This is a genomic window from Nitrospira sp. (assembly GCA_015709715.1).
Lineage (GTDB): Bacteria > Nitrospirota > Nitrospiria > Nitrospirales > Nitrospiraceae > Nitrospira_A.
On record CP054184.1, the window covers coordinates 2,716,621 to 2,740,628 of the forward strand.

Genomic DNA, 24,008 nt, shown 5'->3' on the forward strand with positions numbered 1-24,008 from the left:
ACAGTGTAACTCATTGTAATTACAGCACCATATTTTTGACCCCTATGGGACTGTCTAAGTGCATGGAAATCAGCCGTCGAAGTAGCCTCGTCCCTAGATCCCTATGCATAGTGCAACCAGCGGATTACGCAGGAGAAAATGAAAAGTTTTTCATGAGGGACAGAAAGGCACATGTATTGCCATTAGGTGGGACGCTGGTGAAGGTGCGGGTGATTAGGACCGGCCTCCGAATGACCTGCTCCCTCGATCTCGAGGAGAGCCTTCACCAGCCCTAATTCTCTTTGGAGCGTTTCGTGGAGGGGACTAGGGGAGGCCGGAGCAGCCGGGGTCCTACCTGACGGAGGCCGGTCACACGACCACGTTTTTTAACCACTCCCGCGGAAGGGCGCGGGAATTCACAAGGAGGGAGGCCGAAATTATGAGGTCTTCATTGCATGGGCCAAAACGCAAACGCTGGCGTCGCGATGCGATGCTGCGTCTGCAGGCGGCGCTGCTGTCGGGCAGTTTGCTCGCGGCGCCGTGGGTGTTTGCGGCCGGACCAGGAGATCAGTCGCATAGCGGACATGCGACGCAGGTCGCCATGCCCGGCTGGACCCAGACCCTGAAGGGTCAAACGGTGGTGGAAAACGCCATCGAGGGTCGTGCGGGAAGTGTGGAGCAGTCGGAAATGCAGCATCACCGACTGATGCAGCGCCTTGAAGACCAGGCCATTAAGGATGGGCAGGCGCAGGCGACATCCGGTGCCTTCAACACGATGTCGACCATGCACCAGTACATGGGCCAAGACGGGAGCAGCTTCCTGTTGGCGTCCGACTCGGGTAAGGGGGAGCCGGTCTTGACCAGCGGCGGGAAATGTCCGGCGGGTGTGCCGGTCAAGAACTACGACGTGACGATGATGAACATCGAAATCACGTTGAATCGCTGGTTGGACTACTATCCCGGCTACATGTATGCCTTGACCCAGGATGTGGAGAAGGCCCGCGCCGAGGAAGCCAAGAACAAGGCGGCCCGTGAGAAAGATGGATACGATCCGGGCGCGGTGAGCACGGGATTGCAAGGCGATGTGATCCAGCCCTTGGTGCTCCGTGCAAACCAGGGCGATTGCGTCAAGATGACCCTCCGTAACCAGATGGAAGCCGAGGATGGCAGCTTGTTCATCCAGGCCTCCAGCATGGTGATCAGCGGTACGGGGAAACCTGCCACCACGACCAACCCTGAATCCATCGTAGCGCCGGGCAAGTCGCAGGAATTCGAATGGTACATCCATCCGAACATGCAGGAAGGTGTGCGGCAGTTCCATTCCTACAGCCATGACCGTGAGCTGACCGTGTTGGGTCTGTTCGGTGCGTTTATCGTCGAGCCGAAGGGATCGAAGTACATGGAAGCGCTCGGCACCGGTCCCCAGAAGGAGACCGCGAGCGGCTGGCAGGTGAACATCGACAATGGGTCGGGGCCGGACTTCCGCGAGTTCGTGCTGTTCTATCACGAAATCGGCGATGAAGCCTTCCGTCCGTTGAACAAGAAGGGTGACTTCTTGCCGCAGCGCGATCCGCTGACCGACGCCTATCGTCCGGGCGGCCGTGCGTTGAACTATCGCAGCGAACCGTTCGGCATCGATCAGATGCACTTGCAGCACGAGTATTTCGGCTTCGAGGACGAGTCGATGGGCTACAGCTCCTATACCTTCGGAGATGTGCCGACCACGATTCCTCGCGGCTATCTCGGCGATCCGGTCAAGTGGCGGATCGTGCACGGTGGGTCCGAAGTGTTTCACTCCCACCATCCTCACAGCGGCACCATCCGCTGGCAGCGGAGTCCGGGCACGGAGCCCAACAACCTCTGGGCAGCGGGTCAGGATGGGCCGGTCAAGTATCCGGTCGTCCGGACCAAGTCCGACCGAGTCGACGTGGAAGTCATCGGTCCGTCCGAGGCCTTGGACCTTGAGCCGGAGTGCGGCGGCGGTGGCTGTCAGCACTTGGCCGGCGAATTCCTCTTCCATTGCCACGTGGCACACCACTATGTGGCGGGCATGTGGGGATACGGCCGCTTCTACAACACGCTCCAAGTCGGGGCCGCGCATACGGATACCATGCCGGACCTGCAGGAGTTGCCCGACCGTCAGGGTCGGATGAAGCTGGGCGTCAGCTCGGACAAGTTGATCGGCACCACGGTCGACTGGTTCGGGAAGACGTTCAAGATCGTCGACAAGGGTCAGAAGACCAACTGGAAATCCGATCCTGTGATCGTGAACATCAAGGATTGGGTCGAAATGTTCGTGCCGGCTCAGGGCCAACCGGGCCACACGAACGATGAAAAGGGCCAGATCTTGGCCTACGATTCCACGGTGTGGGACTGGAAGTGGGACGGCAACATCGCACGCGGTGAGCGTGAGAGCACCGCCCTGAATCCAAAGTATCCTGCCGCGGCGAAGTGGGATGACAGCACCAGACCCGCCATTCTGTTTGACCCGACCACGGGCAAAATGGCCTGGCCGCTGTTCAAGCCGCACTTCGGCAAGCGTGTGCCGTTCTCAGCCAACCACAGCGGTGCGCCATGGTTGGAGCCGATCCACCAGGATGAAAACGGTGATCGGACCTCCGAGCCGGCGAAGCCGGGCGAGCAGGGCCGTTGGAGCCTCTGCCCCGACAACGCCAACCGGAAGCATTACAACCTGCACTTCATCCGGTTGCCCATTACCCTGGCCAAGAAGCAGGGCAAGGAGCCACCGATCGTCGACAAGGACGGCTTGATCTACGTGCTCCATGAAGAGGAGCAGTTGACCAGGGCCAACGACGATCTGAAGTTGCCAGCGGTCATTCGCGCCAACGTGTATGACTGCGTGGACATTCTGTTGACCAGCGAGTGGGACGACGACGATTACACCAACTTCCAGTCGTCCAAGATCAACATCCATCCGCACTTCTTCCAGTTCGACACTGGAAACTCGGATGGCGTGATTTCAGGCTTCGAGTACGAGATGTCCGTCCGGCCGTTCACCATGTGGGGCAAGAAAACCAAGCACGGTCTGCCGGCTCCGATGGTGGCGAAATTGAAGGAGGGCATCAAGGCGGGCGCCTCGTCCATCAAGATCCAGATGGCGCCGGGTGCCACGCCGTTCCATGTCAACACCGAACTGATGGTCGGCATGGATTGTTTGGAGAAGGGGCACGACACGACGGCTTCCTTGCCTCGCGACAAGAGCTGTCAGGAAGTGGCCCGTATCAAGGAGATCAAGGGTGATGTGGTCACGTTCTTCAAGCCGCTGAAGCATGCGCATCCGGCCAACGACCTCGTGTCGCCGGAATTCGTGCGTTATCGGTGGTGGGTGGACGTGGATATGGGGACCGTGTTCTGGCATGACCACGCGTTCGGCGCGACGACCTGGCCGCATGGCGGGTTCGGCGTGACGATCGTGGAGCCGTACGGGTCCACCTATCATGATCCGAAGAACGGCAAGCTGGTGTACAGCGGGCCGGTCGCGGACATCCACAGCAATGAGCCGATCGGTGCCGGTGTGAGCGGCAGCTTCCGTGAGTTGATGGTCTCCATCCACGACACGGTGCCCCATACCGTCAACGTCATCGAAGCCGGCAATCCCCCGGGACAGCCGATCGAAGTGGCGTTGGAAGCAGGCAAGACGGTGTCCTTCCAGATGCCGGACAAGATCCTGAATGCGCCGAACAAGTACATCAACGGCGGCACGCACACGACCGGCAGCGGGTTTAACTTCCGCGCGGAGCCGTTTGCACAACGCCTGTCGAACAATCCTGATACCTCGAAGCTGTTCAGCAGCGCCATCCACGGCGACCCGGACACGCCTCTCCTGAGAGCGTATGTGGGCGACACGATGGTGTTCCGTCTGTTGCACCAGCTGATGAACGAATCCCATGTGTGGACGATTTCCGGCCACACGTTCCTGACCGAACGCTATGCGGCGGATGCCAATCGGAAGAACTCCATCCACGTGGGGATCGCCGAGCGGTATGACCTCGTCAGCAAGGCGGGCGGATTCCAGGGGATGCCGGGCGACTACATTCACTTCAACGGACGAAGCTCGCACTTCGCCGAAGGTGGATGGGGCATCGTCCGCGTGCTGGATAAGCAAGTGGAGGATCTGAAGCCGTTGCCGAAGGGGACCAACCCGATCGGCATTCCTCCTGTGCCGAGTTCCGTGTGTCCGTCCGATGCGCCGGTGAAGAACTTCAACGTGGTGGCGTTGGATCGCCCGATGAAGCTCAACCCGAAGGCGCCGGATGCCATCGAGGTGGACTTCGAGCGGAAGATCGAAATGACCATGCCGGAAGGCAAGATCTTCGCGCTGGAGGAAGAAGCCGCGACGGTCGCAGGCAACGTGATGCCGAACCCGCTCACGCTGCGCGCGAACCTGGGCGACTGCCTCAAGGTGCATCTGAAGAACAAGATGAAGGAGAGCCGGGCCTCGTTCTTTGCGCCGGGCTTGGCCTTCGATCCGCGCGACAGCCAGGGGTTGAACGTCGGCAACAACGGCGGCGACCAGACCGTGGCTCCGGGCGAGAGCCGGACCTATACCTTCTACGCGCATCCTTCCAACAAGGAGACCACGTCGTTGGTGTGGGACGGTGGCAACATCGTCGTCAATCCGCGCAACGGGTTGTACGGCGCGATCATCATCGGCCCGAAGGGATCGCAGTATCGTGATCCTGTGACCGGCGCCGATGTGTCTCAGAAGAACAGCTGGCGGGCGGATGTCATCGTCGACGCCAGCCTACCGGAGAACGCCGGCAAGCGGAACTACCGTGACGTGGCCCTCTTCTTCCAAGATGAGGACAACATCATCGGCACCGCGTTCATGCCGTATGTGCAGAATGTAGCCGGTCTGACGTCGGTCAACTACCGCGCGGAACCGTATAAGTTCCGCGAGGAAGAAGGCTGCTCGCTGGGCAAGATCTTCCAGCCGTGTAAGGTGGACAAGCCTGAGGATCCTGTGACGCCGTTGATCGAGGCGCACGCGGGAGACCCAGTGCGTATCCACGTGATCGGCGCGAACAGCGAACAGAACGGCATGTTCGGAGTCGAGGGCCACGAGTGGCCGATCGAACCCTATATGCCGGGTGCCGACATGATCAGTGTGGTGGAGTACGCCGGGTCAGAGACCCTGGATGTCTTCCTCCGGGGTGGTGCGGGTGGTCCGTATCGCCAGGTGGGAGACTTCGTGTGGTCCAACCAGCGGTTGCCCTACACGCAATCCGGACAGTGGGGCTATCTGCGCGTGTTGCCGGCTGGCGACCAGCGGATTCAGCCTCTCGGGGCGGCCGGATCAGGCGCACGTCAAGCGGAAGTGCAGCCTGATGCACAGGCGATCCCGACTGCCATGAAGTAAGCGGGCGAATCATGGCGTAACTACGGATGGGGGGGCTGCCTGTATCATGCAGCTCCCCCATCTGCGTTTCAGGCCCGGGTAGGAAAGGCGATTGGCTCCCTGTATCATTGATGGAGGGTGTCAATGATTTCATGGACCAATCACAGAGGAGGCCGGACGTGACATTGCGTACCATAATTGAAAGGACATCGTGCAAGAAAGAGAAGAGGGCTCGCATGGGAGGAAGGGGGCTGCTGATGGCAGCCATGGCTTGGGCGTGCTTCGCTGGTGTGCCCGCCTCGGCCTATGAAGAAGTGCCGGTGACGGACGGTGGAACCCTCACAGGGGCCATCACCCTGGAGGGAAAGGTCCCTAAACCCAAGGGATACAACCTCGTGACGTTGCCCGATCAATTCTATTGCGGGCGGATTTCCGATGGGCAGGGCTGGCGCATCTTGCAGCCGTTCCAGGTCGGGCCGGCCGGAGAGTTTCGTGACGTGGTCGTCTATCTGGAGGGCATTGAAAAGGGGAAGCCCTTCGAGGAAGGGACCGTTCCGCAGATTGAAGCGAAAGACTGTCTCTTCCTGCCGTTTACGACAGTCGTGCGGGACGATCAATCGGTGACGGTGGTGAACATGGATCCCGTCATGCACGACATTCAAGCCTATGAAACCTCGCAGCTGGGTCCGCGGGTCTTGTTCAACGTGCCGCTGCCGATGAATCCTCAGCATCCGCGCAACTTCAAAGATCGGAGCGATGCGGCGCTGTACCACAAGCACATGGCCGGCCCGCCGATGAAGCAGTTGGTCAACCTCAGCAAGGGCCGCCGGATCTTCGTCATGCAATGCGGGTTCCACGCCTATATGGAGAGCTGGGGCGTGGCCGTCACCAATCCCTACTTTGCCAAGACCGATGAGCAGGGCCGGTTTACCATGACCAACGTGCCCCCCGGCACCTACAAGTTGGTCGTGTGGCATCCCTACGTCCGCACCGCGATCGAACAGACCGTGACGATCGGGGCGAAGGGGACGGTGGAAGCCAATATCGTCGTGCAGGCTCCGACGGGACGGTTGTACGCGAACGAGGTGATCGACCATCCTTACGTTCGCTACAACATCCCCGAAGAAACGCAGAAAGAAATCGATCCGATGGTGCAGAAACAGGAACACTGAAGAGGACCATGGCAACACTCAGTCGGGTTTCGCTGCCGGCCGTCATGGTCGGTCTGGCGACAGGGCTGCTTCTGGGTTTGGTGACGACGAGCCATGCCGACCATGAATTGCCCAAGCCGCCGCCGCTCTGGTCTCCGCTCGATGAGGCCGAGCGGTTGGCGTTGATCGACGTGCCAGGCGGCATGGTCCAGGTGCCAGCCGGCCCATTCTTGATGGGCAGCGATCCGCGGGTCGATCGGGCGGCAGGGCCGCAGGAGCAGCCCCAGCATCAGGTGTACGTCGACGCCTTCCAGATCGATCGGTTCGAAGTCAGCAATGTGAACTATTTGCGGTATGTCCTGGCCACCGGAGCGCCATGGCCGCATTACTGGCGGGAACAGCCGTTTCCGGAAAAGATCGCGAAACATCCGGTGATCGGTGTCTCATGGCGGGAGGCTGATGCCTATTGCCGGTGGCGGGGAGCCCGTCTCCCGACCGAAGCCGAATGGGAGAAGGCCGCGCGCGGCGAGGACGGGCGCATGTTTCCCTGGGGCAATGAGCCGGCCGGTTGGATCAAGAGCAACATCGCCCATCCGGGATCCAAACGGGGGGCGAAGTATCCGCCGCTGGCCAACGTGGACCGGTACCAGAACGGTGTGAGCCCCTATGGGGTGTACCAATTGGCCGGCAACGTCAGCGAGTGGGTATCCGATTGGTTCGATCCGGAATATTACCGGCGTGAGGAGAATCGGAACCCCATCGGCCCGACCACGGGACAGGACAAGGTCTTTCGCGGAGGGTCATGGAATGAGGACCCCGAAGTCGCCCGCTCTGCCGGGCGCAACTCCGGAGGACTCGACCATTGGAGTTATTTGATCGGGTTTCGTTGCGCAGTGTCGGGCGAGAGCAGCCGTCAACTCTCGGCCGTTGATCCGGACCTTCTGCCGAAGGCCGATCGCTGAGCGGAGACGGCAGGACTAACAAGGAGGCCGAAGATGAAGAAACAGCGAGTGGGCAGGTTTCGGAAGGGCCTGCGAGTGACGCAGGCCCTGGTGATCGGAGCAGCATTATTCGCGCTGATTCCGGTCGCACGGGCGCTGGATACGCAGGACATCATCGTCGAGTGGACGCCGGAGGGGAAGGCCCTCGCCGAGCAGCGCGCGGCCACGATGAAACCCAAGGAAGGCACGGTGTTGGTACCGGCGGGCGAATTCATCATGGGCAGCGACAAAAAGACGGATCGCTTGGCCTATCGGTCGGAATTGCCGCAACGCCGTGTGTACCTGGACGCCTACGAAATCGACCAATACGAAGTCACGAACCTCCACTATCTGAAGTACATCCTCGCGACCGGCAAATTGCCGCAGTTGGATTGGCGGTATGACGGGGGGAATTTCCAGGAGTCGATGGCCAACCATCCGATCATGCACGTCTCCTGGTACGACGCCGATAGTTACTGTCGCTGGGCCGGCAAGCGGTTGCCGACGGAAGCGGAATGGGAAAAGGCCGCCCGCGGCGACGATGGGCGGTTGAACCCCTGGGGCAACCAATCGGCCGGTTTGAGCCGTGCCAATTTCGGTCGAACCGGCCTGTCCGGTCCGGTCCGGGACCGTCCCGAACGGCTGCTGATGTATCCGCCGCTCATTTCAGTGGATAAGTATGACAACGCCGTGAGTCCCTATGGGTTGTTTCAAACGATGGGCAATGTGGCGGAGTGGGTGTCGGATTGGTACGACTTGGATTATTACAAGTCCGCTCCGGATCGAAACCCGAAAGGGCCGGAAACCGGCAGCCAGAAGGCGTTTCGGGGCGGCGGCTGGATGGACAGCACCACCACCATGCGGGTGGCCATGCGGAACGGGACCGATCCGAACACCAAGATCAATTGGATGGGGTTCCGTTGCGCGCGTGATGTGAAAGAGGGCACGGCGAGCACCGTGTCCTACACGGGGCCGACGGGTCAATAGGGAGGTCACCAGTCGATCATGCATCGACTATTAGGAATGCTGATGCCTCGGGCCGGCGAGCGCGGTGCAGCAAGCCGACGGGAGAGCCAGGACGGCTCTCCCGCAACAACAGCCCAAGGAGGGGGGCATCATGCGGAGATGGAAGAGCAGTGGGATCGGTGGAGTCGTGCGTGCGACGGTTGCGATCGTCGCGGTCCTCGGTGTCTGTGGTGCTTGGCCGGCCTCGGCTGAAGAAATCGGCAACATGGTTGCGTTCAAGGGCGGATTCATGCGGTTGAACAGCGATCGCGCCGACAACTTATTTACGGATGCCAGGAATCCGTTGGGGGCTGGTCTCAACGACAGCCAAAACGGATGGTATGTCGGCGCCTGGTTGGATCTGGCCCTCTCCAAAGACGCGTGGGGGCTGATGAATGGGACCTGGGCGGTGGGGGAGATCGGTCTGCAGTTCAATCGCATCGCGTCGAAAGTCGTGACCAACACGGGCAATCTCGGTGTCGGCACAACTCCCCCGGCGGGCTTGCAAGTTACATCAACCACACCCTCGACGCAGCAATTGACGATGGTGACAATCGACATCTCGCCCAAACTGAAGTTCATGGAGGGCAGTGCGTTTCGGCCGTGGCTCATTCCGGTGGGACTTGATATCCATGTCATCAGCCCGCCATCCAACCAAACTCAGTATTTGGATGTCGGGGTGCAATTCGGCGCCGGTTTCGAGTATCAAGTGTGGAAGGCATTCAAGTTGGGCATGGATGCGCGGTACCACTTGACGGCCAACATGACCAATACGTCGAACAGTTACTTCCAAGTGGGGCCCTATGTCGGGATCTCGTTCTGAACGGGGTTCGGCAGTCGGATCATAGGAGCAGATGGGCAAGACACCGGGCGGCCTTTCCGCCGCCCGGTGTGACAGACGACCGGGTGCCTGCAGAGGACCTCTCAAGCCGCGCTCACCTTTTGTGAATCTTCTACAGTCTATCGATCTGGCGTCGCAGGTCACCGGTGAATCCGCACGGATCGCCGGAGCCTGCGGGAGTCGAGCGGCTAGGCGTCACTTGCCTCAGCCCCCTCCGGTCGGTCATGCTGCCTGCGGTACGTCATCAGAAAGGAGCGGGTGGTGTTTGTGCTGATTTGGATTCACCTGCTGTCTGCGGTGGTGTGGATCGGTGGGATGGTGTTTCTATCGGTCGTGTTGGTGCCTGTGCTCCGGCGAGGCGGCCAATTCGCCCAGCACGCGACGCTGTTTCGCACGGTCGCCTACCGGTTTCGCGGGCTGGTCTGGGGGGCGATGGGGGTGTTGATTGTGACCGGCTTGGTGATCGCGTCAGGGCGGTCGATCGATGTCACGGCGCCGCACTTATGGCCCGCGGTGTTTGCGGCGAAATTGGGTGTCGTGGCGTTGTTGTTCGCCCTCACGCTGCTGCATGACCTTGTCGTGGGTCCGCGAGTGCGACGGGTGCTCGGCGTGAAAGAGGTCGAGCGTACAGCAGGAGACCGGCTCTTGCTCCGGTACTCCGTCTTGGTACCGCGCCTCTCGTTGCTGTTGTCGCTGGTGGTGCTGCTGCTGGCCGTGATCCTCGCCCGCACGTAGCGAACCCGTCGCCGAGCCTACCGGATATCAATCTGCCGGAAGCGGGAGGGTGGTCTGGACGAGCCGCTCCGCCTGAGCCTGGCTGGTCAAGGACAGTCTGAGGACGACGCCGCAGAGGGCGAAGAGCGCCGCGGTCACCAGGAAGAACACCACCGTGAACGAGCCGGCGGTGACGGCCCAAGCTTGGGAATCGGCCCAATGGCGTTCCAGCGCCCTGACCTCTTCGTCCCGGATCTGTCCGGCGAGCTGCCGAATCGTGTTCATGGTGCCATGGTCATGATTGACGAGCACCACCGACTTGGCGACCGGAAGCCCCTCGGTCCGGCGCGCCAGGATGGCATGGTTCATCTCATCTGACCGCCGGTCGATCTGATTCTCGAGTTGAGCCACAAGGCGTCGCTGAACCAGGCTGTCCTGCGTGAGCACCCCGATGCGTCGAAGGTGCGTTTCCAAGGTATTCAAGGCGTCTCGATAGGGAGCCAGGTAGTGCTCCGAGCCCGTGATGAGGTAGCCGCGCTGATTCGTTTCCGCGCCTGCTACCGTGCCGACCATCCGTTCGAGTTCCAGCAAGGACTGTTGCCGGTGCGACACTTCAGCCGTCGATGTCTTGAATTGCAGCAGGCTGAGGAACGATGCGGCCACGATCGATTCCACCGCCACGAAGGCGATGATCAAACTGACGGGCAGGCCGTTGCCTGTCCCCATTCGCGATAGGAGTGACATGAGAATCCCCTTCCCAAGATGGTACGAGTTATACCTACTGGCCGGGCGAGCGGGAAGTCATTGGACAATTACCAGTATTGTCTCGACGATCTGTCCAAGTGTTCCATCGCGTCACAGGTCGGCCTGTCGCTATTTCTAGTGAATCGAGTGAATCCAATGGCCCATTTTCTGCTCTTAACAACCAAAGGGGCAAGCTGACGACGTCAATATCGAGTTGATGAGGAGGTGAATCATGGCGAGAGTGGTCATCATCGGCGCCTCGATCGGGGGGTTGCCGGCGGCCTATGAGGCCCGGGAGTTGTTGGCCCAGAAACATCAGGTGACAGTCATTTCCAATGTGGAGTCCTTCCATTTCGTGCCGTCCAATCCCTGGGTGGCGGTCGGGTGGCGTACGAGAAAAGACATCAGCTTCGCGTTGGGGCCGGTGCTGGAGAAAAAGGGCGTCGAATATATTCACGCCGTCGCCGAGCGGATCGAGCCGGAACAGAATCGGGTCATCACGTCCAAGGGCGAAGTCTCGTACGATTACCTGATCATCGCGACCGGCCCCAAACTCAACTTCGGCGCCGTGCCGGGCTTGGGACCGAGCGGCTACACCCAGTCCGTCTGTAACGTCGACCATGCGGAGCAGGCCTATGGCAGTTATCAGGCTTTTCTGAAAGATCCTGGCCCGATCGTGGTCGGGGCGGTGCAGGGGGCGTCCTGCTTCGGTCCGGCCTATGAAATGGCCTTCATCCTGGACGCGGATCTTCGGAAGCGAAAGTTACGCAAGAAGGTGCCGATCTACTTCGTGACGCCGGAGCCCTATCTCGGCCACATGGGCCTCGCGGGTGTGGGCGCATCGCGCCGATTGATGGAGGACGAGTTCGCGGAACATTCCATCAAGCCGCTCAGCAACCAGGCCATCAAGGAGGTGCAGCCGGGGAAAATGGTCCTCGAAGGCGGCCAGGAGGTACCCTTTCGCTATTCGATGATTATTCCGCCATTCGCCGGGGTCGATGCGGTGGCCTCGACGCCGGGCCTCTGCAACCCGAAAGGATTCGTGAACATCGATGCCTATCAGGCCAATCCCAAGTACAAGAACATCTATTCGGTCGGCGTGTGTGTGGCCATTCCACCGGTAGAGCAGACGCCGATCCCGACCGGTGCGCCCAAGACCGGCTACATGATCGAGTCGATGGTGTCGGCGGCGGTGCATAACATCAAGGCCGATCTCGACAATGATCCCAAGCGTGAGACGGCCACCTGGAACGCGATTTGTTTGGCTGACATGGGAGACACCGGCGTGGCCTTCGTGGCCCTGCCGCAAATGGCGCCGCGCAATGTCACCTGGGCCAAGAAAGGGAAGTGGGTCCACCTTGCCAAGATCGCGTTGGAGAAGTATTTTCTGCGCAAGATGAAGAAGGGCGTCAGCGAGCCCTATTACGAAAAGGCGATTCTCAAGACCCTGGGCATCGCCAAGCTGGAAGCGCCCAACTAAGCGCGATTGGTTACGCCGAACAGCCGAAAGGGACGGTGATGCACCCACTCCATCCTATGTTCGTCCATTTTCCGGTCGCCCTGTTGTCCGCCAGTGTCCTCTTCGACCTGCTCGCGGAAAAATGGCGGCCGGAAGAGTTGCGGATTGCGAGTTTCTATACATTGCTTCTGGGGTTGGCCGGCGCCGTGGTCACGGTGGCCACGGGAGCGATGGCGGAGGAATCGGTCGAGCAGAGCGGCGTGCCCAAGCGCGTCCTTGAGATCCATGAGGCCTTGGGATTCACGACCTTCTGGATCTTCGCCGGGCTGGTAGGGGTCCGCGCGGCGACGTGGCTGGGATGGATCAGGGACCGCCGCTTCATGCTGGTGCTCGGTTTAGTCGGGGTCGCTGTGCTGTTCGTGACCAGCTATTTCGGCGGCAGCCTGGTCTACGACTTCGGCGCCGGCGTTGCGGCTCGGCGGTAATATCAGGTCGACGGAGAAAGGGGCCGCAACCTATGAGGCAGAAGCTCTGCATAGTCGCTGTCAGTCTGTTGGGGATGATGTTGGTGGCGGGAGGGTGACAACTCCTCAAGTCCGTCGATGCGCTGATCCGAGGCGCCGGTGATTTGCAGCCGGATCGTAGGTTTATGGAAGCGGCAGCCAGGGCGGCCGGAATGACGAGGGCGCAGGTCTGGAACTCACGAAGACGATTGCCGATCGATGGGGCGCCTACCTTGATGGAGGCTACAATGTCATCGGGGACGCGCCGGGGACCAACTTCAATAATCAGTAGTGGTATGACGTGGGTGTCGGGCATGATGTGACGGAAGAGTTCCATCGAAGCCTGTTTTATGAGGAATATCGCGCCTGGTGAATACCGTGAACAATGCCCGTGATCTTCTGGCCATCGGGAACTACATCCTGGATGAGCATCTACACGTGACCACGTCGTTGTTGGTCGGGCTTTCGAACGGCGCCCCTCAGTATGGACTGAGCGCGGGAGCCAGGTTTCGGTTTTAAGCGGGATGGGGTCGGTGGTGTCAGCGCGAGACGGGCAGGGCCCTGCATGATCGACCAGGTGGTCCGTGCCGTGTTCGCCGGTGTGCCGATGGGCTTGCAATTGGGGGCGACCGGGACGGGCGGCGCCATTCTCGGCGTGCCCTTGATGGTCTACATCGCGGGCATCCCCGTGCGGCAGGCGGCGGCCATGTCGCTGATGATCGTGGCGACTTCCTCGCTGCTGGGCGCCTGGGAATACGGGCGCCAGGGCTTGGTCAAGCCGAAAGCGGCGGCCGCCTTCAGTTGGACAGGCATGATCGGAGCCTGGGGAGGGGCTTTCGGCCATCGGCTCGTGCCTGACGAAGTGTTGCTGATCTGCTTCGGCCTGCTGTTGCTCCTCACGCGCACCCTCATCTCGCGTCAGCGGGCGCTCATGAACCAGACCGAACGCCAGGACGGTTGCGCGACCCATTTCCCCCGTACCTGCTGGCTCAAAGTCGGCGGCATCGGCTTGGTGGTGGGGACGTTGAACGGCGTGTTCGGCGTCGGCGGGGGATTTCTGGTCGTTCCCGCGTTGAGCGTGGTCTTGGGGTTTCCGGCCAGGGCGGCCATCGGGACCTCACTCACCATCATTGCGCTCATTTCCATCAGCGGCGTGATCGGCCACTTGCAGTTCGGCCGGATTGATTGGCCCTTGACGGCCTGGGTGCTGCTAGGCAGTCTCTCTGGCATGCTCGTGGGGGTGCGATTGGGCGCGTGGCTCTCGCCGCCGACGATGAGCCGGATTACCGCCACCGTGACGATCACGATCGCCATGATCCTGATCGTCATCAATGCAGCCAAGCTGGCCGGGTTCTAGATCACTCGATGAGACCAGGGCGTCATTCTCTCCCGCATTTCGTCCTGCGTACCCTGTGCTCCTTGGGGGCCGGCTGTCTGCTTGGGACGTGGGATGGGCCGGCTCGGGCCGAATGGTCGGCCATTGCCGAACAGAAGACCAGTTACACCACCGACGCCTTTCAGTTCTCTTCGGCCCGCCGGCTCCGGCTGACAGAAGATCCCTCGCAGCCGACCGTAGTCTCGGCCGACAAACCGGAGGATGTGATTTGGGAGCCGGCCTTGGAAGTCGTCCATGAGGCGCACACGACGCAGGGGAAAAATGAATTCTCGGTCAAAGCACAGGGGGCCATCTATACCAACAATCCCATCTTCAACCATGCCGATTACCGTATTCAGGATCGCTTCTCGCTCGACCGCGCGACGACGGTTCTGGTGCGCTATCGATATGTGCCCAACCTCTTCCTCGGTCCCAATTTCGAGCGGCGCACCGGGGCCCGATCGATCCAGGAAGAACGTGTCAGTTCCCACCATTGGCGCGCCGAAGTTGAACGTCGCCTCACGCAGAACCTGACGGGCACCCTCGTCACCCGCTACGGTCTCCGGCGCTACAACGACTCGTTTGCGGAGCGCGATACGAATTTTGGGACGGTCGGCCCTCGGATCGATTACCGGGCTGCGGACTGGCTGACCCTGATGGTGACCTATCTCTACGAACGGGGCCTGGCCGACGGCTATGAGCAGCCGCAGTTCGCGGACGATGTGTCGTACTATCTTCACATGGTCTCGGCCGGGCTGGAGTTCCGGCTGCACCGCGAGTGGGATCTTGGGCTGACGTACATCCATCGACGGAAGACCTTTACCAGCGGGATTGTCGGCGACACTCACGTGGATCGATTCGACGCCACGCACCAGGGCATCGCGGAATTGCGGTATCACCTGTCCACCGCGGCGACGGCGATGCTGTCCTTTCAATACGGCAAACGGACGTCGACAAACGTCCTCAGAGATTTCCAGGACACCATCGTCTCCATCGGCGGGCAATATCGGTTTTGACGCCCATTCCAGAAGGTGATAAGTCTTTGATCCGCCTGACAATCCTTGGTGTCGGCGAATCCTTTCCCTCCAGAGAGACTCCTATGGGGTGAGGAAGGAGGTGGAGAGGATGAGACTCAATGATTGGCTTCGGTTGATCGCAGGGGTGTTCGTGTTGGCCTCAGTCGTGTTGGGAGCGACGGTGCATCCCTATTACCATTATTTCGCGGCATTCGTTGCGGCGAATCTGATCCAGTCGTCGTTTACCGGCTGGTGTCCGATGATGGCCCTGTTACGGAGGCTTGGTGTCCAGGAGTAACGAGAGGAGCGGGAGGGCCTGGTGGGCGGCGCTGGCGCTGCTGACCCTGGCAGGTTGTGGGCAAGGGGAGGATCCGTCCCGGTCCGGGGCGGTGGCGCCGACCCTAGCGGTTCGACCCACGATCCACGCCGCGGTGGTCGAGGTGAAGGTCGGGCAAGTGCCCGTCACGGTGGAAGTGACGGGACAGGTCACGGCCCTGTACCAAGCGACCCTGGCGAGCCGCATTCAAGGCACCATCGATGAGCTCTTGGTGCGGGAAGGCAGTCCCGTGCGCAAGGGGCAGACGCTGGTCAGGTTGGACAATCGTGATCTACGGGCAGAACTGGCCCGCATGACCGCGGAACTCGACAATGCCGATGCGCAACGAAAACGCATGGAAGACCTGTATCAGAAGGACGCTGTCTCCAAGCAGGAATGGGAGAATGCCACGCGCGGCTTCCGCGTGGCGGAGGCAGGCCGAAAGGCGGTGCTGGCTCAATTGAGTTACACCGTCGTGAAAGCTCCCTTCGATGGCGTGATCACGGACAAGAAAGTCGAAGTGGGTGAATTGGCATCGCCTGGGCAACCGTTGCTGCGGATGGAAGACCCGACGCGGCTTCGGTTGGAAGCCACGGTCGCCGAGAGCGATGTGGGGTTGGTCACGGTCGGCGCCGCCGTTCCGGTCGTCATCGATGCGCTGGGTTCCGAGCCGCTCCAAGGTACGGTGTCACAGATCCTGCCGGCCGGAGACCCGCAGACCCATACCTTTATGATGAAGGTGGAGTTGCCGAAGCAGCCGAGGGTGAAGTCCGGGATGTTCGGTCGGCTGCGGCTCGAACGGGGCGTGACCCAGACCATGGCGGTCCCGAAATCGGCTCTGATTGAGCGGGGCGAGCTGGCCGGGCTGTATGTCGTCGAGCAGGATCACGTCGCGCGCTTGCGGTGGGTCAAGTTGGGGCGTCCGTTGGAGCAGGGAGTCGAAGTCCTCTCGGGACTCAATGCCGGCGAACGGATCCTGGCCGATGCGACGAGGGGAGAGGACGGTGCCTTGGTGCAAGACGTGACGGCGGTGGCGCTGCCCACCGGAAAAACGGAATGAGCTGCCCATGACGGTTGCCCCATGACGACTCCCCGCCTCGGACCAAGCGGCCGCCTGGCTGCCCTCTTCGTCGGCAGCAAACTGACCCCCCTCATCATCATCGCCGTGCTGCTTCTGGGCCTCCTCGCCATCCTGCTGACGCCGCGCGAGGAGGAGCCGCAGATCGTCGTTCCCATGGCGGATGTCTGGTTGCCGTTTCCCGGCGCCTCCGCGAAGGTGGTCGAGGAGCAACTCACCAAACCGATCGAACGCAAGCTCTCCGAGATCAAGACCGTCGAATACGTCTACTCCATCTCCCGCCCCGGCGGAGCCTTGATCATCGTGCGTTTCTACGTGGGCGAGCCGATGGAGCAAAGCCTGGTGGACCTCTACGACAAGTTGATGTCGAACCAGGACCTATTGCCGCCGGGCGCCCTGCCGTTTCAGGTGAAACCGCGCGACGTGAACGATGTGCCGATCGTGACGCTGACCCTGTCGAGCGCCCGCTACGACGATTTCCAGCTGCGACAGCTGGCGGATCAGGTGCTGGAAGATGCGAAGAAGGTTCCGGGCACTGCGGGAGGGTTCATCGTCGGCGGACGCGGTCGCGAGTTGCGGGTCCAGATCGATCCCACGCGGCTCAAGGCCTACGGCCTCACGCCCTTGCGAGTGGCAGGTGTCATCCAGGGCGAGAATCTCGCCCTACCCACGGGACGCTTCGAAAGCCGGAATAAAAGTTTCCTGGTCGAAACCGGGCGGTTCATTCGATCCAAGGAGGATCTCGAAACCTTGGTCGTCGGGGTGAACGACCAGCGCCCCGTGTATCTGCGGCAGGTCGCCGCCGTGACCGATGGGCCGACCGAGGCGACGAGTTATGTATGGCATGGCGAACGAGCCGGTGCTGTGGCCTCGACCGCGACGGATGGCAGAGCCACGGCCGCGCAGGAGGTTCCCGCCGTGACGGTGGCCCTTGCCAAGCAAGCCGGTACCAATGCCGTGACCGTCGCCCACGGCGTGATTCAAAAGGTCGAGGAGTTGAAAGGCACCGTGATTCCCGCCGACGTGCGAGTCACGGTCACGCGCGATTACGGAGAGACTGCCGACGAGAAGGCCAACGAACTGCTCTGGCACCTGTTGATCGCTGTGGTGGCGGTGGTGGTGTTTCTTGGCTTTACGCTGGGCCTGCGCCCGGCCTTCGTGGTGTCGATTGCGATCCCGCTGACCCTCGCGATGACGTTGTTCGTGTCCATGCTCATCGGCTACAGCATCAACCGTGTCACCCTGTTCGCGCTGATCTTTTCCATTGGCATCCTGGTGGACGACGCGATCGTCGTGGTGGAGAACACCTATCGGCACCTGACGCTCAGGCGGCACCCACATCGAGAAGCCTCGTTGGTCGCGGTCGATGAGGTCGGCAATCCGACCATCCTCGCCACCCTGACCGTGATTGCGGCCCTGTTGCCAATGGCCTTCGTCTCTGGGTTGATGGGCCCCTACATGCGCCCCATCCCCGTGAATGCCTCCATCGCCATGTTCGTGTCCCTGCTCGTCGCGTTCGTCGTCATTCCCTGGTTCTGCCAGACTTGCTACCGTCCCGGCGTGACGATGCACGGCGTCGAGGGGGAGGCCTTTGAAGGCGGCCGGACCTACCGGTTGTATCAACGGCTGCTGGCGCCCGTGTTGTCCCATCCGCTGCTGGCCTATCTGGTGTTGGGCGTGATCGCCCTGTTCCTGGTGGGGTCGGTGTTCCTGTTCTACACGCGCGACGTGGTGGTCAAGATGTTGCCGTTCGACAATAAAAGCGAATTGCAGCTCGTGATCGATCTGCCCGAAGGGACCACGTTGGAGGAGACGGCCCGCGTGACGAAACGCGTGGCGGAGTATGTGCGGACGATTCCCGAGCTGCGCGATTACCAGGCCTATGTCGGCACGGCCTCGCCGTTCAATTTCAACGGGCTGGTGCGGCATTATTACCTGCGTGACCAGCCCCACGAAGCCGACATCCAGATCAACCTCCTGGCCAAGGAGGAGCGGCAGGCGCAAAGTCACGAGATCGCCCAGCGTATTCGTCCCGCCGTGCAACAGATCGGCCGACAGTATGGCGCCAATGTGAAGGTGGTTGAAGTGCCGCCCGGGCCGCCGGTGCAGTCGGTGTTGGTGGCGGAGATTTATGGCCCCGAGTACGAACGTCAACAGGCGATCGCCCGCGACGTACGCCGACTGTTCGAGCAGACAGCCGGTGTCGTCGATGTGGACGATTACCTCGAAGCGGACCAGGTGAAGTATGTGTTCACCGTCGATCGGGCCAAGGCCGCGCTGGCCGGGATTCCGTCGGAGGAAATCGTCAAGACGCTGCGACTGGCGCTCGAGGGCGCCAATGTCGGCCTCGTGCACTTGCCGAAAGAGAAACGACCGGTGCAGGTGATGTTGCGGCTGCCGATCAGCGAACGCACCGGCCTCGAACATCTCGGAGAACTCTCCTTGCGGAGCGCCGCTGGCTCGATGCTGCCGCTCTCGGAAGTGATCCGCGTCGAGCAGACGATGTTGGAGAAGGCGATCTACCACAAGAATCTCAAACCGGTCGTCTATGTAGTGGCCGATGTCGGCATGGCAGGCCAGGAGAAGGGCGAGAGCCCGGTGTATGGCGTGCTGGGCATCGGTAAGAAACTGGAGCAGTTCACCTTGCCCGAGGGGTACAGCCTGGCGCAGCACTATGCGGTGCAGCCCTGGTCGGAGCAGCGGTTTGGCATGAAGTGGGACGGCGAGTGGCACATCACCTATGAAACGTTTCGGGACATGGGATTGGCGTTCGGGGCGGCGCTAGTCCTGATTTATCTCCTGATCGTGGCGCAGTTCCAGTCATTCCTGACGCCGGTCGTGATCATGGCGCCGATTCCGCTCACCCTCATCGGGATCCTGCCGGGCCATTGGTTGACCGGGTCGTACTTCACCGCCACGTCCATGATCGGGTTCATCGCCTTGGCCGGCATCATCGTGCGGAACTCCATTCTCCTGGTCGATTTCATCCAACATCAGGAGGCGGAAGGTGTGCCGCTCCTGGAGGCGGTCATCCGTGCCGGCGCCATCAGGACCAGGCCGATTCTGCTCACGGCGGCGGCCTTGATGGTGGGTGCCTTCGTCATCATCCTCGACCCGATCTTCCAGGGCCTTGCGGTGTCTCTGCTGTTCGGAGTCGGCGCCTCGACGGTTCTCACGCTGGTGGTGATCCCGGTTCTCTACTACCAATGGATCGGCACCGGTGCGGCAGGTGAGACGGTCGAGGCCGGCCCTCCTGTCCAGTCTAGTGCCGATGTGCAGTCGGCGCCGGAGGAGCCGGGCGTCGGTGTCGTCCGCCATTCCTGACTACCAGCACCGGACAGTGCGCGCCGCGAATCACCGCCTCTGCCACGCTTCCGAGTAATAGCCGTTCCATGCCACGACGACCTTGAGTCCCCATCACGATGAGCCGTGTCTTTGTGCGTGTCGCGTGGGCCAGGATAGACTCGGCTGGATCTCCCTGCAGCAAGAGCTGCCCTCCGACCACGTCACCGGATCGGGAAGCGGAGAGGGCCCGTCGGAACTTCTCCTCGATTCGTGTCTCTGTAGAATCGGCCGCGACATGGAGGAGCAGGACCTCTGCAGGCAACAGCCTCGCTAGCTCGGTGGCGTGCCGAAGCGCCGCCTCGGATGAGGGCGAAAAATCCGTCGCCACCAGAATTCGACCCAAGTTGAGCCTTAGTGGATGGACCGCGGGATGGCCGCCGGCTGCGGCGCGGATGGTGAACACCGGGCAATGGGCCCTGCGCAGGACGGCGTCTGCGACGCTCCCCAGCTTGAGGCGATCCAGCCCCGATCGACCATGCGTCCCCATCACGATGAGGCCGGCTCGAATCTCGTCGGCAGTCTGCAGGATGGCATCTTCCGGTACCCCGGCGAGCAGTTTGTATTTGGCCGGCACCTGATTGTCGTTCGCGAAACGAATCACGCGGCCCAATTCGAGCATGGCCTTGGTCCTGAGGGGATCGAGCGAACGGCGGGTGACGGGTGTCCAGGACGTGAAACCGGGCGGCGCTTGGAGGACATGGACGACGGTGAGGCTCAGGTTCAAGACCGACGCCAGCTTGATGGCGTAGGGGACGGCTCGGGAGGCAGGTCTCGAAAAATCGACGGCCAGGAGGAGGGTGCGTGTCGTGCGCGCGGGTGTTTTCACGGCGACACCACCAGGACATCGCAGGTCGATCCGGTCAGGACATGGCGGGTGACGCTGCCAAGGAGGAGTTCCTCGGCCCGCGACTGGCCCTGTTTGCCGATGACGATGAGATCCGCCGCCTGAGTCTGCGCCTGGGCAAGGATCACGGGAGAGGGATCGCCTTGTTCGACGATGCAGGCGGCGCGCTGCGCCCGGGGCAGGCATTCGGTGATCAGTCGGTCGAGACGTTCGACGGCGTCCTGGCGTTGCTCGTCGCAGTAGCGTCGGATGGCGTCGTCGGTCGCTCCGGCGATGCGCAACCTGGCTTCGAAGGGCACGCGAAACGCATGCAGGATGCTGATTAGCGCATGGGGAGCCACCAGGCCGGCCATCGCGAGCGCGGGCGCTGAATAGGACGAGAAGTCGACGGGCACGATGACCCGTCCATAGGCTCCCTCCGGGGCACGTTTGACGACCAGGGCCGGGCGTCGGCAGATCCGCAGGAGGCGCTCGGCCGTCGTCCCGAGCACGAGATCGCGCAACGGGTTCGTGCCCCGTGCCCCGAGGACCAATAGGTCGGCCTCTTCGGCGGCAGCGCGGATGACTGCGATAACCTGACCGGTCACGACCTCTTTCTGAGCGGTCACGCCGGTCTTGTTGCGGAGAGCGTCCGCCGCTTCCCGAAGGGTGGCGTGCGCTTCGTCAAGCACCGATTCCTCGACGGCGGCGGATCCCCGCACCAGGTTCCGGAGATCGTCCAGCGAGGAGCTGCTGACGACGTGCAGCAGCCGGAGTGTGGCCCTCTGCTCCTGCGCGATGAGGGCGGCGCGTTCGGCGGCGGAACGGGCCTGCTCCGAAAAGTCGATTGCCGCGACGATCGAGGCCAGTGTGTTCATGCGTGACGCTCCCGGTCGGAATGGAATGGCTGCTTGCCTGTCGGCGTTGCCGACTGTACGGCGTGGTTTTTGGTCGCCGAACGAATGATGGCCTTCTCCGTCTCTGCGATCGTAAAGACGAACAGGCCCACCAGCATCACCCGGCCCCACTCCGTCAGGCTCAAGTCGGTCGAATGAAACACGGCCTGTAACGGAGCCGTATGGACGTAGGCGAGTTGAAGCAGGGCGCAGGCGCCGATGACGATCCAAACATAGGAGTTGCCGAACAGTCCCTCCCGCGATAACACGGGGCGGAGGATATAGCGACTGTTGAGGAGATACCACATCTCCGCCATTACGACGGCACTGACGGCGATGGTGCGAGCCCGTTCGCCGGGGGCGGGAGTCGGTTGGGACCATCCTGAGCCAGCCGCCGTGCGGCTTCGTCGATCGTCAAGCCGCGGCGAGGATCGGTCTGTAGGCGCGCCACGACCTCCGCGACTTCACGGCCATGCCAATCACCAAACTCTTCAGTTGGTGACGGCTCCAACGTCGTCCTTTCGATCGTCGTTCGGTTCGGCGGATGGTTGCGTGGACCCACCCGAGGGACGCTTCGGATCTACTGAGTTGCGATACCGTTCGGCATACTCCCGAATCCGGTCTTTCGGCACGGCGAACCAATCCAAGGTGTGGCGGATCAGCGTCACCGACGCTTCGACTTCGGGCTGGATGATCTCGGTCGCTCCCACGGCCGCCAACTTTTCGGCCTCCGTCTCACCGTGCGCGCGAGCCAGGATGCGTACGTGGGGATTCAGGCTGCGGATGCGGCGTACGGCCAACGTAGCGGGCTCGATTTCCGGCAAGGCCACAACGATGAGCGACGCATCCGCCGCTCGTGCCTGCGTCAGCAATTCGTGCTGGGAGGCATCTCCGTACAGGCAAGGAGTGCCTCGAATCTGCAGCCGCCGAATGATATCCGGATCCCGCTCGATGACCACGTAGGGCAAGCCGAATTCCTCCAGCGCTTTTCCCAGCGCATTGCCCACCGCACCGAAGCCGCACAACACCACATGTTGCGGAGGAAGGTCTTGCTCGCCCGACCACGGCTCCGGTAGGCGGCGCTCCCGCGCAAGGCGGCGTTTGCCCAGCCAGCCGGGGACATACCGCACCAAGGCGGCGTTCAGCAGAATGGTCAGCAGTGAGGCGGCCAGCGTAGCATTGTAGACGTCGGCGCCGACGTGCCCCGCCGTTTTCGCCACCTGCACCAGGACGAACGAAAATTCCCCGATCTGGGTGAGGCCGATGCCTACGAGGATCGCAGTCGAAAACGCGTACCCGAAAAGCCCCACTACCGTCGTCCAGATCACCAGCTTCCCCGCCATGATCAAGCCGATCATCGTGCCGAGCAGGGACAGGTTGTCGAGAATGACGTGCGGATCGATCAGGATGCCGATGGTCACGAAGAAGAGGGCGACGAACGCATCGCGCAGGGAGATCAAGCGGGCCAACGTCTCATGCCCATATTCGGAGCCACTGATGATCAGGCCGGCCAGGAACGCGCCCAACGCCAGCGACAGGCCGACCATCTGCGTGATGGCGGCGGTCCCCAGTCCGATGGCCAATGCCACGAGCAGGAAGAGTTCCCGATTCTGGGTTCTGGCTACACGCGTCAACAGGGGGGGGATCACCCTGGCCGCCAAATACCCGAAGGGGGCCAGGATCAGCAAGGCCTTCAGCAGGGCTTGGCCGATCAAGATGAGCCGTCCCGATTCGAACGTGCCGAGCGCGGGCACGAGCACGGTCATCGCCACGACGGCCAAGTCTTCGACCAGCGTAATGCCGATCATGACGCGCCCATGGCGGGAATGCAGCTCGCCGCGATCCAGCAGCAAGCGGGCCAGCACCATGGTGCTGGCCATCGAGATGGCCGCTCCGATCACGATACTCTGCGTCACGGGCCAGCCGATCAGGCTGCCGACGCCGATGGCCAGCCCGATGGAGAGGAGAATGCCGAGGGGGCCGCCGACCAGGGCGACCCATTTGACCCGCATCAGATCCTTGACCGAGAACTCCAACCCGATCGAGAACATCAGGAGGATGACACCGATCTCGGCAAAGAGATCGAACGTATGCAGGTCCGAAACGGAAAGGCCCGGCGTAAAGGGGCTGATGGCGATGCCGCCGAGGACGTACCCGAGCACTAGGGGCTGGCGCGCGATCCAGGCGAGGGCGCCGCCTGCGACGGCGGCCAGAAAGACGGTGGCGAGATCTCGGAAGAATAGGGGGTCCGGTTGCACAAGGGTCCTGTTCTGTAAAAGTGCTGCATGCCAGCGGAAACGCCTAGAAGGATCGATACCCTGGACCAGGTGAGGAATAAAGCGCCCAGTGAGTAAAGTCAATCATTGCTTTGTGCGAGGACAGTCGTCCATTGCACCACTTCCTTGTGGCCTTCCACCACAGATT

At 61.7% G+C, this 24,008-nt stretch carries 20 protein-coding genes; 14 read left to right on the top strand and 6 right to left on the bottom strand.

Annotated features, from left to right (window positions below; translation table 11 throughout):
* Positions 1–418 precede the first annotated feature (418 nt).
* From HRU82_13155 to HRU82_13180, 6 genes are all read left to right on the top strand, one after another.
* Positions 419–5,359, top strand: coding sequence for a hypothetical protein (locus HRU82_13155; protein QOJ35829.1), 4,941 nt, complete (start codon positions 419–421; stop codon positions 5,357–5,359).
* Positions 5,360–5,595: 236 nt separating this feature from the next.
* The gene (locus tag HRU82_13160) at positions 5,596–6,510 is read left to right on the top strand and encodes a carboxypeptidase regulatory-like domain-containing protein (protein ID QOJ35830.1); all 915 of its coding nucleotides are present in this window, start codon (positions 5,596–5,598) and stop codon (positions 6,508–6,510) included.
* Positions 6,511–6,518: 8 nt separating this feature from the next.
* A complete protein-coding gene (locus HRU82_13165; protein QOJ35831.1) occupies positions 6,519–7,451 on the top strand; it encodes a formylglycine-generating enzyme family protein in 933 nt (310 codons plus the stop codon).
* Positions 7,452–7,484: 33 nt separating this feature from the next.
* On the top strand, positions 7,485–8,456 hold the full coding sequence (locus HRU82_13170) for an SUMF1/EgtB/PvdO family nonheme iron enzyme (GenBank protein QOJ35832.1): 972 nt from the start codon (positions 7,485–7,487) through the stop codon (positions 8,454–8,456).
* A 130-nt stretch (positions 8,457–8,586) separates the two neighbouring features.
* Positions 8,587–9,297: a hypothetical protein gene (locus tag HRU82_13175; protein QOJ35833.1), complete on the top strand. Its 711-nt coding sequence runs from the start codon at positions 8,587–8,589 to the stop codon at positions 9,295–9,297.
* Between the two features lie 279 nt (positions 9,298–9,576).
* Positions 9,577–10,050 (top strand): hypothetical protein, encoded by a 474-nt coding sequence (locus tag HRU82_13180; protein ID QOJ35834.1) that lies wholly within the window; start codon positions 9,577–9,579, stop codon positions 10,048–10,050.
* 27 nt (positions 10,051–10,077) lie between these two features.
* Here HRU82_13180 and HRU82_13185 read toward each other — a convergent pair whose 3' ends face one another.
* Positions 10,078–10,773, bottom strand: coding sequence for a CHASE3 domain-containing protein (locus HRU82_13185; protein QOJ35835.1), 696 nt, complete (start codon positions 10,771–10,773; stop codon positions 10,078–10,080).
* Positions 10,774–11,005: 232 nt separating this feature from the next.
* On the opposite strand from HRU82_13185, the gene HRU82_13190 reads away from it, so the two are divergent.
* The 8 genes from HRU82_13190 (at position 11,006) to HRU82_13225 (ending at position 19,844) form a co-directional block, all read left to right on the top strand.
* Positions 11,006–12,253: an NAD(P)/FAD-dependent oxidoreductase gene (locus HRU82_13190; GenBank protein QOJ35836.1), complete on the top strand. Its 1,248-nt coding sequence runs from the start codon at positions 11,006–11,008 to the stop codon at positions 12,251–12,253.
* A 38-nt stretch (positions 12,254–12,291) separates the two neighbouring features.
* Entirely contained in the window at positions 12,292–12,717 is a 426-nt protein-coding gene (locus HRU82_13195; GenBank protein ID QOJ35837.1) for a DUF2231 domain-containing protein, read from the top strand.
* 387 nt (positions 12,718–13,104) lie between these two features.
* On the top strand, positions 13,105–13,254 hold the full coding sequence (locus tag HRU82_13200; protein QOJ35838.1) for a hypothetical protein: 150 nt from the start codon (positions 13,105–13,107) through the stop codon (positions 13,252–13,254).
* 46 nt (positions 13,255–13,300) lie between these two features.
* Complete coding sequence (locus HRU82_13205; protein QOJ35839.1) at positions 13,301–14,092, top strand: sulfite exporter TauE/SafE family protein; 792 nt, start codon at positions 13,301–13,303, stop codon at positions 14,090–14,092.
* A gap of 8 nt (positions 14,093–14,100) precedes the next feature.
* Positions 14,101–15,126 (top strand): hypothetical protein, encoded by a 1,026-nt coding sequence (locus tag HRU82_13210; GenBank protein QOJ35840.1) that lies wholly within the window; start codon positions 14,101–14,103, stop codon positions 15,124–15,126.
* Between the two features lie 109 nt (positions 15,127–15,235).
* Positions 15,236–15,424, top strand: coding sequence for a DUF2892 domain-containing protein (locus tag HRU82_13215; GenBank protein ID QOJ35841.1), 189 nt, complete (start codon positions 15,236–15,238; stop codon positions 15,422–15,424).
* Positions 15,411–16,502, top strand: a complete 1,092-nt coding sequence (locus HRU82_13220) for an efflux RND transporter periplasmic adaptor subunit (GenBank protein ID QOJ35842.1) — start codon at positions 15,411–15,413, stop codon at positions 16,500–16,502. The genes HRU82_13215 and HRU82_13220 overlap by 14 nt, the downstream gene beginning before the upstream one ends.
* Before the next feature lie 21 nt (positions 16,503–16,523).
* Positions 16,524–19,844 carry an efflux RND transporter permease subunit gene (locus HRU82_13225; protein ID QOJ35843.1) on the top strand — a complete coding sequence of 1,107 codons (3,321 nt, stop codon included), beginning with the start codon at positions 16,524–16,526 and terminating at the stop codon, positions 19,842–19,844.
* Here the strand turns inward: HRU82_13225 and HRU82_13230 are convergent.
* Genes HRU82_13230 through HRU82_13250 form a run of 5 tightly spaced genes read right to left on the bottom strand, consistent with a single transcriptional unit; the run spans position 19,783 to position 23,842 of the window.
* Positions 19,783–20,691, bottom strand: coding sequence for a universal stress protein (locus HRU82_13230; protein ID QOJ35844.1), 909 nt, complete (start codon positions 20,689–20,691; stop codon positions 19,783–19,785). The two genes, HRU82_13225 and HRU82_13230, sit on opposite strands and share 62 nt — an antisense overlap.
* A complete protein-coding gene (locus HRU82_13235; protein QOJ35845.1) occupies positions 20,688–21,566 on the bottom strand; it encodes a universal stress protein in 879 nt (292 codons plus the stop codon). Before HRU82_13235 ends, HRU82_13230 begins: the two co-directional genes overlap by 4 nt.
* Entirely contained in the window at positions 21,563–21,901 is a 339-nt protein-coding gene (locus HRU82_13240) for a cation transporting ATPase C-terminal domain-containing protein (protein QOJ35846.1), read from the bottom strand. Before HRU82_13240 ends, HRU82_13235 begins: the two co-directional genes overlap by 4 nt.
* Complete coding sequence (locus tag HRU82_13245; GenBank protein ID QOJ35847.1) at positions 21,901–22,095, bottom strand: hypothetical protein; 195 nt, start codon at positions 22,093–22,095, stop codon at positions 21,901–21,903. The genes HRU82_13240 and HRU82_13245 overlap by 1 nt, the downstream gene beginning before the upstream one ends.
* A complete protein-coding gene (locus tag HRU82_13250; GenBank protein QOJ35848.1) occupies positions 22,076–23,842 on the bottom strand; it encodes a cation:proton antiporter in 1,767 nt (588 codons plus the stop codon). The genes HRU82_13245 and HRU82_13250 overlap by 20 nt, the downstream gene beginning before the upstream one ends.
* Positions 23,843–24,008 lie beyond the last annotated feature (166 nt).

What these genes read in the sequence shown, in the direction of transcription:
- HRU82_13155 (QOJ35829.1), top strand. Translation starts at nt 419, where the DNA reads ATGAGGTCTTCATTGCATGGGCCAAAACGCAAACGCTGGCGTCGCGAT.
- HRU82_13160 (QOJ35830.1), top strand. Translation starts at nt 5,596, where the DNA reads ATGGCAGCCATGGCTTGGGCGTGCTTCGCTGGTGTGCCCGCCTCGGCC.
- HRU82_13165 (QOJ35831.1), top strand. Translation starts at nt 6,519, where the DNA reads ATGGCAACACTCAGTCGGGTTTCGCTGCCGGCCGTCATGGTCGGTCTG.
- HRU82_13170 (QOJ35832.1), top strand. Translation starts at nt 7,485, where the DNA reads ATGAAGAAACAGCGAGTGGGCAGGTTTCGGAAGGGCCTGCGAGTGACG.
- HRU82_13175 (QOJ35833.1), top strand. Translation starts at nt 8,587, where the DNA reads ATGCGGAGATGGAAGAGCAGTGGGATCGGTGGAGTCGTGCGTGCGACG.
- HRU82_13185 (QOJ35835.1), bottom strand. Translation starts at nt 10,773, where the DNA reads ATGTCACTCCTATCGCGAATGGGGACAGGCAACGGCCTGCCCGTCAGT.
- HRU82_13190 (QOJ35836.1), top strand. Translation starts at nt 11,006, where the DNA reads ATGGCGAGAGTGGTCATCATCGGCGCCTCGATCGGGGGGTTGCCGGCG.
- HRU82_13195 (QOJ35837.1), top strand. Translation starts at nt 12,292, where the DNA reads ATGCACCCACTCCATCCTATGTTCGTCCATTTTCCGGTCGCCCTGTTG.
- HRU82_13205 (QOJ35839.1), top strand. Translation starts at nt 13,301, where the DNA reads ATGATCGACCAGGTGGTCCGTGCCGTGTTCGCCGGTGTGCCGATGGGC.
- HRU82_13210 (QOJ35840.1), top strand. Translation starts at nt 14,101, where the DNA reads ATGAGACCAGGGCGTCATTCTCTCCCGCATTTCGTCCTGCGTACCCTG.
- HRU82_13215 (QOJ35841.1), top strand. Translation starts at nt 15,236, where the DNA reads ATGAGACTCAATGATTGGCTTCGGTTGATCGCAGGGGTGTTCGTGTTG.
- HRU82_13225 (QOJ35843.1), top strand. Translation starts at nt 16,524, where the DNA reads ATGACGACTCCCCGCCTCGGACCAAGCGGCCGCCTGGCTGCCCTCTTC.
- HRU82_13235 (QOJ35845.1), bottom strand. Translation starts at nt 21,566, where the DNA reads ATGAACACACTGGCCTCGATCGTCGCGGCAATCGACTTTTCGGAGCAG.
- HRU82_13240 (QOJ35846.1), bottom strand. Translation starts at nt 21,901, where the DNA reads ATGGCGGAGATGTGGTATCTCCTCAACAGTCGCTATATCCTCCGCCCC.